This is a genomic window from uncultured Blautia sp. (assembly GCF_902497045.1).
Taxonomy (GTDB): Bacteria; Bacillota; Clostridia; order Lachnospirales; family Lachnospiraceae; genus Blautia_A.
The window spans coordinates 1-12,565 of sequence record NZ_CABVDF010000067.1 but is presented as its reverse complement, the minus strand read 5'-3'; the positions used below and the strand labels follow the sequence as shown (position 1 = coordinate 12,565).

Below are 12,565 nucleotides of genomic sequence, written 5' to 3'. Positions count from 1 at the left end.
AAGTATATTTCTTCTTCTCTTTGAGAAAGCTTTTTAATAAGCAAAAGAGAGAAGGAGGATATTTCGATGGCGCTTAATAAGGTTGAAATCTGTGGGGTTAATACTTCAGATCTTCCGGTGTTGAAGCCAGAAGAAAAGGAGGAATTATTTCGTAGGATCAAGGCAGGGGACAAGGAGGCACGGGAACGTTATATCAAAGGGAATTTACGGCTTGTATTAAGCATTATCAGACGCTTTCAGAACAGCAATGAAAATGCTGACGATTTATTTCAGATTGGCTGTATCGGCCTGATGAAGGCAATTGATAACTTTGATACTACGTTGCAGGTGAAATTTTCTACCTATGCGGTGCCAATGATCATTGGAGAAATCCGAAGATATCTTCGGGACAACAACAGTATCCGGGTCAGCCGGTCTTTACGGGATATTGCATATAAAGCAATCTATACAAGAGAAAGCTACACAAAGGAACATCAAAGGGAACCTACGATTGCAGAGATTGCAGAAGAAACAGGAATTGACAAGGAGATGATCGTTTATGCTATGGATGCCATCCAGAATCCGGTCAGTCTTTTTGAACCAGTGTATACAGAAGGCGGGGATACTCTTTATGTGATGGATCAGATCAGTGATAAAAAAAACAGGGAGGAAAAATGGATTGAAAATCTTTCTCTTCGGGAAGCCATGCAGAGACTTTCTGACAGGGAGCGCAATATTATAGAAATGCGTTTCTATGAAGGAAAGACACAGATGGAAGTAGCAGAAGAAGTGGGGATTTCTCAGGCTCAGGTAAGCCGTCTGGAGAAAAATGCCCTGAAAAGTATGAAAAATTTTCTTGGTTCCTGATATATAAAAGATGACGCTGTGAAAGAAATAAACTTCCACAGCGTCGTTCTGCATGTTTTTAACAGGAGGATCAAACAATTCCCTGAGCCTTCATAGCTTCTACTACTTTTTCAAAACCGGCAATATTTGCGCCTACTACAAAGTTATCTTTCATATCATAGCGCTGTGCGGCATCATCGATCTTTTTGTAGATATCTTTCATAATACCCTGAAGCTTCTGATCTACTTCTTCTTCGGACCAGGAAAGTCTCATGGAGTTCTGGCTCATTTCAAGAGCAGAGGTAGCAACACCGCCGGCATTGGCAGCTTTTCCAGGAAGGAAGAGAACGCCGTTCTCCATTGCATACTCAGTTGCCTCCATAGTGGTGGGCATGTTAGCTCCCTCAACAATGTATTTACAGCCGTTGGCAATCAGGGTCTTTACAGCGTCAAGACCAAGTTCATTCTGTGTTGCGCATGGAAGATAAATATCGCATTTGATGTTCCAGATGCCGACGCCTTCTGTAAAGACAGCTCCCTCTACACGGTCTGCATATTCTTTGATACGTCCTCGTTTTACTTCTTTGATATCTTTGACAATATCAAGTTTAATGCCTTCCGGATCGTAGATATATCCGTTGGAATCGCACATTGCAACAACCTTTGCACCAAGCTGTGTAGCTTTTTCTACTGCGTAGATCGCTACATTTCCGGAACCGGTAACGATCACAGTCTTGCCTGCAAGCTGATCGCTGTGTGAATTAAGAAGTTCGTTGAGAATATATACAACACCATAACCGGTAGCCTGTGTACGTACAAGAGAACCTCCGTAGGTAAGACCTTTTCCGGTTAAAACTCCTTCATAGAGATCGCGGATACGTTTGTACTGTCCGAACAGATAGCCGATCTCTCTTCCGCCAACTCCGATATCTCCGGCAGGTACATCTGTGTCTGCTCCAATGTATTTGCAAAGCTCAGTCATAAAACTCTGGCAGAATGCCATAACTTCTCTGTCAGATTTTCCCTTGGGGTCAAAGTTAGAACCACCTTTGCCGCCGCCAATAGGAAGACCGGTGAGAGAGTTCTTAAAAATCTGCTCAAAGCCCAGAAATTTCAGGATGCTCTGGTTAACAGACGGATGGAAGCGGAGTCCGCCTTTGTACGGTCCGATGGCACTGTTGAACTGCACGCGGTATCCTTTGTTTACCTGTACTTTACCGTTGTCATCTACCCACGGAACACGGAAGGAGATGATTCTTTCCGGTTCAACAAGGCGCTCCAGAATAGAAAGTCTGCGGTATTCTTCTTCATTTTTGTCAATGACTACTTTCAGGGAATCAAGCACTTCTTTTACTGCCTGATGGAATTCCGGCTCGCCCGGATTTTGTGCTACGACTCTTTCGTATACTTCTTGTGTGTAGGACATAATAATTTCCTCCTCATCCATTTTTTCCCATTTCTTCTATTGACTGAGATTTCTCAGTGCTGCAACTATTATACACTAAAGTGGTAGAGTATACAAGACGGCCATTAAAAAAAATTACTGCCGAAAAAATAAAAATTTAAAGGCGAAAACAGCAGTTTCTTGTGAAATTTTTCGGTAAATTCACCGGGATTGAAGAGAAACCGTTTAATTATGTAGACCAGAATTAAAAAAAATGCTATACTATATCTAATGTTGGAACAGAAAATATGTGAAGACAGCTAAGAGAAAGGGATGAGGAGGGACCTTGATCGGATAAAAGTGCAAGTTGAAAGGAGATATTATGTATGACAGGATTTAACATGAAAGTAACACCGGAAATTGAGAAACTGACGGAATTGTGTAAGGATCATACCAGTATAGATCTGTCGCTTTATGGGAAGTATGACGTGAAGCGAGGTCTTCGTGATATTAATGGTAAAGGTGTGCTGGCAGGTCTGACTCAGGTGTCAAACGTCCAGGCAGTGAAGGTAGTGGATGGAAAAGAAGTTCCCTGTGCAGGAAGTCTGTACTACAGAGGATATAATATTAAAGATCTGACAGCTGGCTTTGTAAGGGACGACCGTTTCGGTTTTGAAGAAACTACATATCTTCTTCTGTTCGGTAAACTGCCGGATAAAAAACAGCTGGAAGATTTTAAACAGCTTCTTGCCAATCAGCGTACTCTTCCGCGAAATTTTGTGCGTGATGTTGTAATGAAAGCACCGGGAAGAGATATTATGAACGCACTTTCCAGAAGCGTACTGACTCTTTATTCTTACGACAACAATCCGGATGATATTTCCCTTCCGAATGTTCTGCGTCAATGTTTAAATCTTATCAGTGTATTTCCGCTTTTATCTGTATACGGATATCAGGCATACAACCATTATATCAGAGGAAAAAGCCTTTATATCCATAATCCGAAAAAAGAGCTTTCTACAGCAGAAAATATTCTGCGGATCCTGAGACCAGATAAAAAATATACAGATCTGGAGGCAAAGATACTGGATCTTGCTTTGATCCTTCATATGGAGCATGGCGGTGGAAACAACTCTACTTTCACCACCCATGTGGTGTCTTCTTCCGGAACAGATACATATTCAGCCATTGCGGCAGCTCTTGGTTCCTTGAAAGGACCGAAGCATGGCGGTGCGAATATTAAAGTTATCCGGATGTTTGACGATATGAAAAAGGAAGTCCATGACTGGGAAGACGAAGATGAGGTACGCAATTATCTGAAACGTCTTCTTCACAAAGAAGCCTTCGACAGAAGAGGTCTGATCTATGGTATGGGACATGCGATTTATTCAGTATCAGATCCGAGAGCAGAGGTTCTTAAAGGCTTTGTTGAAAGTCTTGCAAAGGAAAAGGGCCGCATGAAAGATTACAATCTGTATTCTATGGTAGAAAAAATGGCTCCAGAAGTTATTGCAGAGGAGAGAAAAATCTACAAGGGTGTCAGCGCTAATGTGGACTTTTACAGTGGATTTGTGTACAGTATGCTGGATCTTCCTCTGGAACTTTATACTCCGATGTTTGCAGTTGCACGTATTGTAGGATGGAGTGCTCATCGTATGGAAGAGCTGATCAATACAGACAAGATCATTCGTCCGGCCTACAAGAATGTGCTGGCACCGGCAGAGTATATTCCCCTTGATCAGCGCTGAAAATAATAATTGCAGGAGAGAAAAATGTTTCGATGTTTTTTCCCGGATGAATATCTGGAATCTGCTTATGCAGTGGACTATGAGAAGCTATACGAGGAAGGATACAGAGGTCTTCTGTTCGATATTGACAATACGCTGGTGCCCCACGGGGCGCCGGCGGATGAACGGGCAATAGAACTTTTTGAGCGTCTTCGAAAAATCGGATTCAAAAGCTGCTTTTTATCAAATAACCAGATCCAGAGAGTTGCTTCCTTTAATGAAAAGATTGGGGAGCACTTTATAGAAAATGCGCATAAACCGGCAGTGGGGAATTATAAAAAAGCCATGGAACTGCTGGGGACGGACTGTTCCAACACAGTTTTTATCGGTGATCAGCTGTTTACAGATATATACGGTGCCAAAAGAACCGGCATCCGCAATATTCTTGTAAAGCCGATCCATCCGAAAGAAGAGATTCAGATCGTTTTGAAACGATATCTGGAGAGAATCGTACTTTATTTTTACAGGAAAGAGGAGGGAACTTTATGAACCATGTGGTGATCATCGGGTTTATGGGTTCAGGTAAGACGAGAGTAGGCAAACAGCTTTCCAGAGATTTGGGACTGCCTTTTGTAGATCTTGAAAAACTGATTGTTAAAAAAATGAATTTGTCTGTCAGAGAGATATTTGAAAAATTCGGAGAACCTTTTTTCCGCGCTTTGGAGACAATGGCTCTGAAAGAACTGATCAATGATAAAGAAAAGAAAGTTCTTTCTCTGGGATCGGGTCTGCCCCTTCAGGAACAGAACCAGAAATATCTGAAGGAACTGGGAACAGTTGTATATTTGAAGGGATCTCTGGAAACGCTGAAAAAGAGGCTGGAAGGTTCCAGAAAAGATCCTCTGCTGGACGGAGATGACAGAGATGAAAAAATAAAAAAACTTCTAAAGCAGAGAGATCCGGTATATCAGAAGTTTGCAGATATCCAGGTGATTACCGGAGAGAAGCCTTTTGAAGAGCTTGTAAAGGAAATTGAGGAAAAATTGGCAGCTTATGAAAAAAACAGTTGAAAAAACTGTTATGGTATTATAGAATGTTGAGTAGTGAAGATTACTAGAAGGAGGATTTAACTATGATTTCAGCAGGTGATTTCAAAAACGGTATCACACTTGAAATTGAGGGAAATGTATGTCAGATTGTTGAATTTCAGCATGTAAAACCTGGAAAGGGCGCTGCATTTGTCAGAACAAAATATAAAAACGTAATTACAGGAGCTGTACTGGAAAAATCTTTCCGTCCTACAGAGAAGTTCCCGCAGGCACGTATTGAGCGTGTGGATATGAGCTATCTGTATAATGACGGAGAGCTTTACAACTTCATGAACGTAGAAACCTACGATCAGATCGCTCTTACCGCAGACCAGGTTGGAGATTCTCTGAAATTTGTTAAGGAAAACGAGATTGTTAAAATCTGTTCCCATAACGGAAACGTATTTGCAATCGAGCCGCCTCTCTTCGTAGAGCTGGAGGTTACTGAAACAGAACCGGGATTTGCAGGAAATACTGCTCAGGGCGCTACCAAACCGGCAATCGTTGAAACCGGAGCACAGGTTCAGGTTCCTCTGTTTGTAAATCAGGGAGACAAATTAAAAATCGATACAAGAACAGGTGAATATCTGTCCAGAGTTTGATTTAGTTCAGCAATTTATACCGCCGGTATCTGCCGGCGGTATTCTTTATGCGGTAAGAAAGTACCATATGCTGTGCTGGCTTTCCAACAGCATAAAACGTATAAAACAGAAGGAGAGATTTTATGGAATACAGAAAATTAGGTAAAACAGGGCTTACCATTTCAAGAATGGGGTTTGGCGGAATTCCGATCCAGAGAATTGATGCAGAGGGAACCAGAAAGCTTCTGCATGAAATGGCAGATAAAGGAATCAATTATATTGATACCGCAAGAGGATATACAGTCAGTGAAGAATATCTGGGATATGCTATGGAGGGAATCAGAGATAAATTTGTAGTGGCTACTAAATCCATGGCAAGAACAAAAGAAGCTATGGCAGCAGATATCGAAACCAGTCTTCGTAATCTTCGTACGGATCACATTGAACTTTATCAGGTTCATAATCCAAGCATGGAGCAGCTGGATCAGGTGACTGGAAAAGATGGGGCGCTGGAAGCTTTGATGGAAGCAAGAGAAGCTGGAAAGATTGGGCATATAGGGCTGACATGCCATTCTGTTCAGGTGTTTGAGAGAGCTCTGGAATTGGAATGGGTGGAAACAATCATGTTCCCGTATAATATTGTAGAAAACCAGGGAGAAGATCTGATACGTAAATGCACAGAAAAAAATGTTGGTTTTATAGCTATGAAACCTCTTGCAGGAGGAGCTATTGAAGATGCCTCTCTCGCACTGCGTTATATCTGTGCAAATAAAAATGTTACAGTCGTGATCCCGGGGATGGCAGAAGCGGGAGAACTTGATGAAAATATTCAGGCATGTGAGGATGAGAAATCTCTTACAGGGGAAGAACTGAAGAAAATAGAAGATGTAAAGAAGCAGCTGGGAACAGATTTTTGCCGCCGTTGTAATTACTGTGCGCCATGTACGGTAGGCATCAATATCCCAAGCGTATTTCTGTTTGCAGGATATCTTCAGAGATATAATCTTGCTGACTGGGCAAAAGACAGATATAGTACGCTGGCAGTAAAAGCATCAGCATGCGTTGGCTGCGGAGAGTGTGAAAAGAGATGTCCCTATCATCTTCCTATCCGTGAAAAACTGAAAAAATGTGCAGAGGATATGGGGGAATAAATAATTGTAAATAAAAAGCAGGCTGACAGGCAGTCCTTTTTGCGGATCTGCCGTCAGCCTGTATTTTATTTTGTTTTCTTCTTTGGTGCAAGGAACATATAGAACAGAGCACTGATCAGAAGTATGTATGGATAGTACAGATTCGGCATGATGTCAAATGCGGAAAACTCGAATCCAAGCTCGGCAGCTGTGGAAATAGCGATCAGCATCTGGGCACCATAAGGGATGACTCCCTGGAATACACAGGAAAAGGTGTCCAGGATAGAAGCTGTTGTCTGAGGAGTCACGTCATATTCTTCAGCCATTTCTTTTGCAATCGGATTGGCCATAACAATAGCAACCGTATTATTTGCAGTGGCAATATCCATTGCGCCTACCAGAAGTCCCATTCCAAGCTTGCCGCCTTTTTGAGTTTTAAAGATACGGCGGATGAAGTTCAGAAGAGCAGTAAATCCGTCATATTTCTGGATCAGAGCACAGATTGCAGAAACAAGGATTGCTACCATGGTTGTCTCATACATACCTGCAGCGCCGGTTCCCATATTTGCAAGAAGCTCGGTCGCAGGAGTAGCACCTGTAGCAAGCACGATCACAGAACCGGAAAGGATTCCGATCAGGAGAACTACAAATACATTGATTCCAATGATCCCTCCCACCAGAACAAGAATATACGGGACGATACGGATCAGGTTGTAATCCTTGATGATAGCAGCGCTGTCTGCACCGCCGGATGTGCGGATAAAAATAATCACCAGGGTAACCAGAGCAGCCGGAAGGGCAATTTTGAAGTTTGCACGGAATTTATCCTTCATTGCACAGCCCTGTCCGTTACATGCCGCAATTGTTGTATCAGAGATAAAGGAAAGATTATCTCCAAACATGGCGCCACCCATAACAGCACCGATACATAGCGGTGCAGAAAAGCCGGAGCCGGTGGATACTGCAAGAGCAATGGGGGTGATCAGTGTGATGGTGCCCACGGAAGTACCCATGGCAAGAGATACAAAACAGCTTACCACAAAAAGCACGATCACTGCAAAGCGGGCCGGGATAATAGACAGCAGGAAGTAGGCAACACTTTCTGCACTTTCTCGTCCAACGACACCTACAAAGATACCTGCAACCATAAAGATCAGGATCATGGTAACGATGTTTTTATCGCCGACACCCTGAGCCATAACTGCAAGTTTTTCGTCAAAGCTCAGCTTGGGGTTCTGGATACATGCAACCAGAAGAGCGGTCAGGAATGAAACTACGATAGGGATGTTGTAAAATCCCATAGGGATCTTCAATACATATTCAAAGAGAATCCCCAGTCCCAGATACATGACCAGAAACACTGCGATTGGAAGGAGTGCCTTCCAGTTTCCTTTTTTCATATTCAATTTCCTCCATAAAGTAACAATATACCTATTGTACCATGGAAACGGTCAGGAAACCATAAAAAAATGAAAGGAATTCAAAACAATATTCATGGGAAATCAGATTTTTTTGTGAGATAATGACTGGTCAGACCAATTAGGCATAATTACGGTTTTTATATAAAGAAATTGCAGGATATCAGTCAGTTTTTCTCTTGTATAAAAAATTTATTCCGTGATATAATGAGAAACGTTATTGTACAGCACAGTATTAAAACTATTTTGCGTTTATAAAAGCATTAAATGATATCTGGAGGAAAAAAATGAAGTATATGAGGCAATTTGGAATCATTTTAGGGGTTACCTGTGCGGGGGAATTGTTAAAATATTTTCTTCCGCTGCAGATTCCGGGGAGTATCCATGGTCTTCTTTTGATGTTTGTTCTGCTTCTTGCAAAAGTGATCAAGGTGGAGCAGGTAAAGGATGTAGGTGAATTTCTTATAGAAATTATGCCTTTAATGTTTATTCCGGCAGGAGTAGGGCTGATGGCATCCTGGGGAGAACTGCAGGGATTTCTGGTTCCGCTTCTGGTGATTACAGCAGCAACAACACTTATCGTAATGTTTGTGACCGGAAAGGTGACAGATTTTATGATGGATCGGAAAGAGAAAAAAGAAGCGAAAGAAAATAAGAAGGGAGAGAAGGAAAATGGAAAATATAGTGCTTAATTCAGCTACGCTGGGGGTTGTGATCAGCCTTTTGGCCTATGAGATCGGCCTGGCTGCTCGAAAAAAGTGGAAACTGCCGATTCTGAATCCTCTTCTGATCTCAATTCTTCTGGTGATCGGTATACTGGTTCTTTTCCGCGTGGACTATGAAAGTTATAATGCAAGCGCACAGTATTTAAGCTATCTTCTGACTCCTGCTACGGTGTGTCTTGCTATTCCTCTGTATATACAGTTGGATATTCTCAAAAAAAATATAGTTGCCATTCTGGCTGGAATTTTGTCCGGTGTGCTGGCAAGTCTGGGCAGTATTTTGGCCATGGCTATGGCTTTTGGACTCAGCCACAGGGAATATGTAACTCTTCTTCCGAAATCTATCACAACAGCCATCGGTATGGGAGTTTCTGAAGAACTGGGAGGGTATGTGACCATTTCTGTGGCGACGATCATCATCACCGGAGTTCTGGGAAATATTATAGCAGAAGCGGTGTGTAAGCTCTTTCGTATCCGTCACGCTGTGTCCAGAGGACTGGCCATTGGAACAGCTGCCCATGCAATAGGAACAGCCAAAGCAATGGAAATGGGTGAGGTAGAAGGTGCCATGAGCAGTCTGGCCATTGTAGTATGTGGTCTGTGTACTGTGGCAGGCGCTTCAGTTTTTGCGAACTTCATGTAGCGTCAGATTATAATAAAAACCCGGTAAATACAGGAACATCCTGTACCTACCGGGTTTTCTTAATGGACCTGAGGGGAATCGAACCCCTGTCCGAAAGCCTATCCCTTGCGGCATCTCCCATCACAGTCGCTGATTTAACATTCCCTTGGCGGCACGCCCACCGACAGGCTTACCACTTCAGTAGCTTCATGATACATCTGCCGGGGCAAAGCTTACCCGGCAAGGTTTCTCACATAGTCGACGCCAGATTCCTGATGTGTGAGTGCATCAGGGCTGACGAGCAGCAATTAGGCTGCTAACGCGTACTGTTCGTTTGCGTTTATATTTAGTTTCCCGGTTGGTACGCAGTCCAGGAGTCTGCGGATGGCTTCCCCAACTTCAAAGCCCCCGTCGAAACCAGTACAAGCCCTTATATAATAAGATAATGACTGGTATACAGACGAACGTAAGCTTTACTGTCCTTATATATTAGAAGAAATATCAGTATCTGTCAAGAGGGGAGATGCTTTTATTTTAAGCTTTTATATCCTTATGTTTCAGATTCCATATGGCAGCCAGACAGAAGAATACAGAAAAAGCAGCTACAGATATAAAAAACGGAAGGAAATTCTTTAAAACAGTGTCTTTGGTACCATTGGAATTCATACCCAGAAGCATGAGACTGTACGGCCAGAAAATACCGATACCTTCATTATTAAATAATACGCCCAGGACGCTTCCGATCAGTCCGATTCCCACCGGTATGGAAAAGCTCCGAATTTTCATAGAGAGAAATAACTGGAGACAGCAGATAGGTACGGCGCCCAGAGTTCCTCTTAAAATCCAGATTATGATTTCCGGAGGGCAGACTCCCGGAAGACCGGCAAGCTTGCCGCTGATCAGATAAAGGATTCCGGTCCACAGCTGAGTCATAAGGGTAATAAGCAGAATCCATACCAGCTTTCCAAAGAACAGATCCGAGACAGGAACCGGGGCTGTCATGATTTTATTCCAGTTATTATGCCGGTGTTCCAGTCTCCAGATATAAGAACAGTACAGACCGATCAGCGGCGCAAAGAAGAAGCTGGCATAAAACAGTGTATGCTGCGTCCAAAGAGAGTACCACTGGGATTTCAGGATTCCCAGGTTCTGCATATAATTAAAGGTTCCCATAACAGCGGGAATAATCGGGATCAGAATACAGGCAGGAAAAATCAGAGAGTGACGCAGCTTCAGTTTTTCTGCACGAATACATCGGGTCAGCATGATCTATACCTCCTTTTTTGTAAAAACAGTCCGGCACAGCAGGAAAATAAAAATTCCGAAAGCCAGAAACAGGATAAATTTACGGACTGGAAAAGAAATTTCGTAATAATGGATGATCCTTGTGTCCTTGTTCCAGTCCATCCCCACAGTAGAAAAAACTGCATAGTACCCCCAGAGCACGAATCTTGCCACAGGTGCAGGGAAAAACATGGAAAAAAGACCAAGAAAACTTCCGGCGATTCCGATTCCCAGAGGGAAAAGCTGATTTTCTGAAAGAAGAGACAATGTCTGCTGGATTATCAGGATCACTGCACTGACTGTAAGGACGGTGAGGAGATAAAGAAAAAAATCGCCTGCCCGGAAGCCGCCAAATTTTTTGATACTGCCGAAAAAAAGGATCAGCAGTCCCTGCCCAAAGGTGAAAAATACCAGATACCGGAAGCCGTTCAGATATTTACAGTCAAAAAAACTGCCTGGTTTTTGTACGGTATATAGGAGCTTCAGCGTGTCTCCTTTGACTTCCATATCACAGATCCTGCTGGCGGTCACAGAGATCATCAATGGAAGGAGAATCGCATTCATGACAGGCAGCTGATAAAACAGCATGGGATACCCGGTCAGGAATTCGTCTGGCTTCATAGAACTGATCTGCCACATGGTCCACAGAAAATAAAAACCCAGAAAGCCAAGAGGAACAAGAAGCGCTTTTGTATGCTTTACTTTTTGGTGTTCTGCACGTATCTGTGACAATAAGTATTCTGTCATAAACTCACCTGCTTTCCTGTAAGCTGAAGAAAGATATCTTCCAGACTCATCTGCTGTTCTTCCAGACGAAGAATCCCGATTCCGGAGTTTACCAGAAGAGCCACTGCGCGCATGATCCTGCTGTCATCCATAAGCTTCAGGCTGAGACGCCCATCCCTCCACTGTGCAGAAATACCGGAATTTTTCAGCAGCAGGAGAGCTGCCTGATCATCAGATGTGTGCAGGTAAAGCCTTCCACGGCTGTGTTCATGAAGGACGTTTAAGCTGTCCTGAAAGATCAGCTGTCCCTGATTGATGATTCCTACATGAGTTGCCATCTGATCCATTTCAGAAAGAAGATGGCTGGAAATCAGAACTGTGATTCCAAAAGAAGCAGGAAGAGAACAGATCAGTTCCCGCATTTCCTGTATCCCGGCAGGATCCAGTCCGTTTGTGGGTTCATCCAGCAGAAGGATTTTTGGATTTCCAAGAAGAGCAGCTGCAAGTCCAAGGCGCTGCTTCATTCCAAGAGAATACTGACTTACCTTTTTGTTCTGCTGCTCTTCCATGCGGACAATGTGGAGCACGCGCTGGATTTCTTTTTCCGGCACATTTTTTAAGGTGCAGACGATCTGAAGGTTTTCTTTTCCGCTTAAATGACCGTAATATGCAGGCGCTTCGATCAGTGACCCTGTTTCAGAGAGTATTGTTAAACGGTTTTTGGAATTTATCTCTTTTCCAAAGATCTGAATATGCCCTTCCGTTGGCTTTACCAGCCCCAGAAGCATTTTCAGAGTAGTAGACTTTCCGGCGCCGTTAGGTCCGAGAAAGCCGTAAATGCTTCCGCCAGGTATGCGGAGATCAATCTGGTCTACTACAGCCTTTGTCTTATATTTTTTTGTGAGAGAATCTGTAACAATCACAGGTCCCATATCAGTTACCTCCTTAAATTCTTTTCTGATCTGAAACAAGTATAAAAGATCAGGCTTAGGAGAGGCTTAACTGTACCTTATTTTTACCTTAACTTTTTTCAGGCCCAGTTGGAATAAAACAAAAAA

Annotated in this window: 13 protein-coding genes and 1 other RNA gene; 8 read left to right on the top strand and 6 right to left on the bottom strand. The window is 43.0% G+C overall.

What is annotated here, in order from left to right; genetic code table 11:
• Positions 1-66: 66 nt before the first annotated feature.
• On the top strand, positions 67-846 hold the full coding sequence (gene sigG / locus RDS42_RS06810; RefSeq protein WP_308782971.1) for an RNA polymerase sporulation sigma factor SigG: 780 nt from the start codon (positions 67-69) through the stop codon (positions 844-846).
• Positions 847-916: 70 nt separating this feature from the next.
• Here sigG and gdhA read toward each other — a convergent pair whose 3' ends face one another.
• On the bottom strand, positions 917-2,251 hold the full coding sequence (gdhA, locus tag RDS42_RS06805) for an NADP-specific glutamate dehydrogenase (protein ID WP_308782970.1): 1,335 nt from the start codon (positions 2,249-2,251) through the stop codon (positions 917-919).
• Positions 2,252-2,595: 344 nt separating this feature from the next.
• Between gdhA and RDS42_RS06800 the strand changes: the two genes are divergently transcribed.
• The 5 genes from RDS42_RS06800 (at position 2,596) to RDS42_RS06780 (ending at position 6,756) form a co-directional block, all read left to right on the top strand.
• Positions 2,596-3,957, top strand: coding sequence for a citrate/2-methylcitrate synthase (locus RDS42_RS06800; RefSeq protein WP_308782969.1), 1,362 nt, complete (start codon positions 2,596-2,598; stop codon positions 3,955-3,957).
• Between the two features lie 24 nt (positions 3,958-3,981).
• Positions 3,982-4,485, top strand: coding sequence for a YqeG family HAD IIIA-type phosphatase (locus RDS42_RS06795; RefSeq protein WP_308782968.1), 504 nt, complete (start codon positions 3,982-3,984; stop codon positions 4,483-4,485).
• Complete coding sequence (locus tag RDS42_RS06790; RefSeq protein ID WP_177276641.1) at positions 4,482-5,006, top strand: shikimate kinase; 525 nt, start codon at positions 4,482-4,484, stop codon at positions 5,004-5,006. The genes RDS42_RS06795 and RDS42_RS06790 overlap by 4 nt, the downstream gene beginning before the upstream one ends.
• A gap of 62 nt (positions 5,007-5,068) precedes the next feature.
• Positions 5,069-5,626 (top strand): elongation factor P, encoded by a 558-nt coding sequence (efp, locus tag RDS42_RS06785; RefSeq protein ID WP_177276640.1) that lies wholly within the window; start codon positions 5,069-5,071, stop codon positions 5,624-5,626.
• 122 nt (positions 5,627-5,748) lie between these two features.
• Positions 5,749-6,756 (top strand): aldo/keto reductase, encoded by a 1,008-nt coding sequence (locus tag RDS42_RS06780; protein WP_308782967.1) that lies wholly within the window; start codon positions 5,749-5,751, stop codon positions 6,754-6,756.
• A 65-nt stretch (positions 6,757-6,821) separates the two neighbouring features.
• Here RDS42_RS06780 and RDS42_RS06775 read toward each other — a convergent pair whose 3' ends face one another.
• Entirely contained in the window at positions 6,822-8,135 is a 1,314-nt protein-coding gene (locus RDS42_RS06775) for a Na+/H+ antiporter NhaC family protein (RefSeq protein ID WP_308782966.1), read from the bottom strand.
• A gap of 305 nt (positions 8,136-8,440) precedes the next feature.
• Between RDS42_RS06775 and RDS42_RS06770 the strand changes: the two genes are divergently transcribed.
• Both RDS42_RS06770 and RDS42_RS06765 read left to right on the top strand, forming a co-directional pair.
• On the top strand, positions 8,441-8,845 hold the full coding sequence (locus RDS42_RS06770) for a CidA/LrgA family protein (RefSeq protein WP_308782965.1): 405 nt from the start codon (positions 8,441-8,443) through the stop codon (positions 8,843-8,845).
• Complete coding sequence (locus RDS42_RS06765) at positions 8,826-9,518, top strand: LrgB family protein (RefSeq protein WP_308782964.1); 693 nt, start codon at positions 8,826-8,828, stop codon at positions 9,516-9,518. The genes RDS42_RS06770 and RDS42_RS06765 overlap by 20 nt, the downstream gene beginning before the upstream one ends.
• 60 nt (positions 9,519-9,578) lie before the next feature.
• Here the strand turns inward: RDS42_RS06765 and ssrA are convergent.
• The 4 genes from ssrA to RDS42_RS06745 form a co-directional block, all read right to left on the bottom strand.
• Positions 9,579-9,927: a transfer-messenger RNA gene (gene ssrA / locus RDS42_RS06760) on the bottom strand.
• A 104-nt stretch (positions 9,928-10,031) separates the two neighbouring features.
• On the bottom strand, positions 10,032-10,763 hold the full coding sequence (locus RDS42_RS06755) for an ABC transporter permease (RefSeq protein WP_308782963.1): 732 nt from the start codon (positions 10,761-10,763) through the stop codon (positions 10,032-10,034).
• 3 nt (positions 10,764-10,766) lie between these two features.
• Positions 10,767-11,528, bottom strand: coding sequence for an ABC transporter permease (locus RDS42_RS06750; protein ID WP_308782962.1), 762 nt, complete (start codon positions 11,526-11,528; stop codon positions 10,767-10,769).
• Positions 11,525-12,439 (bottom strand): ATP-binding cassette domain-containing protein, encoded by a 915-nt coding sequence (locus RDS42_RS06745; protein ID WP_308782961.1) that lies wholly within the window; start codon positions 12,437-12,439, stop codon positions 11,525-11,527. Before RDS42_RS06745 ends, RDS42_RS06750 begins: the two co-directional genes overlap by 4 nt.
• Between the last annotated feature and the right edge of the window lie 126 nt (positions 12,440-12,565).

Excerpts from the sequence above, each read along its gene's own strand:
- RDS42_RS06770 (WP_308782965.1), top strand. The coding sequence starts at position 8,441 with ATGAAGTATATGAGGCAATTTGGAATCATTTTAGGGGTTACCTGTGCG.
- RDS42_RS06800 (WP_308782969.1), top strand. The coding sequence starts at position 2,596 with ATGACAGGATTTAACATGAAAGTAACACCGGAAATTGAGAAACTGACG.
- RDS42_RS06765 (WP_308782964.1), top strand. The coding sequence starts at position 8,826 with ATGGAAAATATAGTGCTTAATTCAGCTACGCTGGGGGTTGTGATCAGC.
- RDS42_RS06780 (WP_308782967.1), top strand. The coding sequence starts at position 5,749 with ATGGAATACAGAAAATTAGGTAAAACAGGGCTTACCATTTCAAGAATG.
- gdhA (WP_308782970.1), bottom strand. The coding sequence starts at position 2,251 with ATGTCCTACACACAAGAAGTATACGAAAGAGTCGTAGCACAAAATCCG.
- RDS42_RS06750 (WP_308782962.1), bottom strand. The coding sequence starts at position 11,528 with ATGACAGAATACTTATTGTCACAGATACGTGCAGAACACCAAAAAGTA.
- RDS42_RS06790 (WP_177276641.1), top strand. The coding sequence starts at position 4,482 with ATGAACCATGTGGTGATCATCGGGTTTATGGGTTCAGGTAAGACGAGA.
- efp (WP_177276640.1), top strand. The coding sequence starts at position 5,069 with ATGATTTCAGCAGGTGATTTCAAAAACGGTATCACACTTGAAATTGAG.
- RDS42_RS06745 (WP_308782961.1), bottom strand. The coding sequence starts at position 12,439 with ATGGGACCTGTGATTGTTACAGATTCTCTCACAAAAAAATATAAGACA.
- sigG (WP_308782971.1), top strand. The coding sequence starts at position 67 with ATGGCGCTTAATAAGGTTGAAATCTGTGGGGTTAATACTTCAGATCTT.
- RDS42_RS06775 (WP_308782966.1), bottom strand. The coding sequence starts at position 8,135 with ATGAAAAAAGGAAACTGGAAGGCACTCCTTCCAATCGCAGTGTTTCTG.
- RDS42_RS06795 (WP_308782968.1), top strand. The coding sequence starts at position 3,982 with ATGTTTCGATGTTTTTTCCCGGATGAATATCTGGAATCTGCTTATGCA.
- RDS42_RS06755 (WP_308782963.1), bottom strand. The coding sequence starts at position 10,763 with ATGCTGACCCGATGTATTCGTGCAGAAAAACTGAAGCTGCGTCACTCT.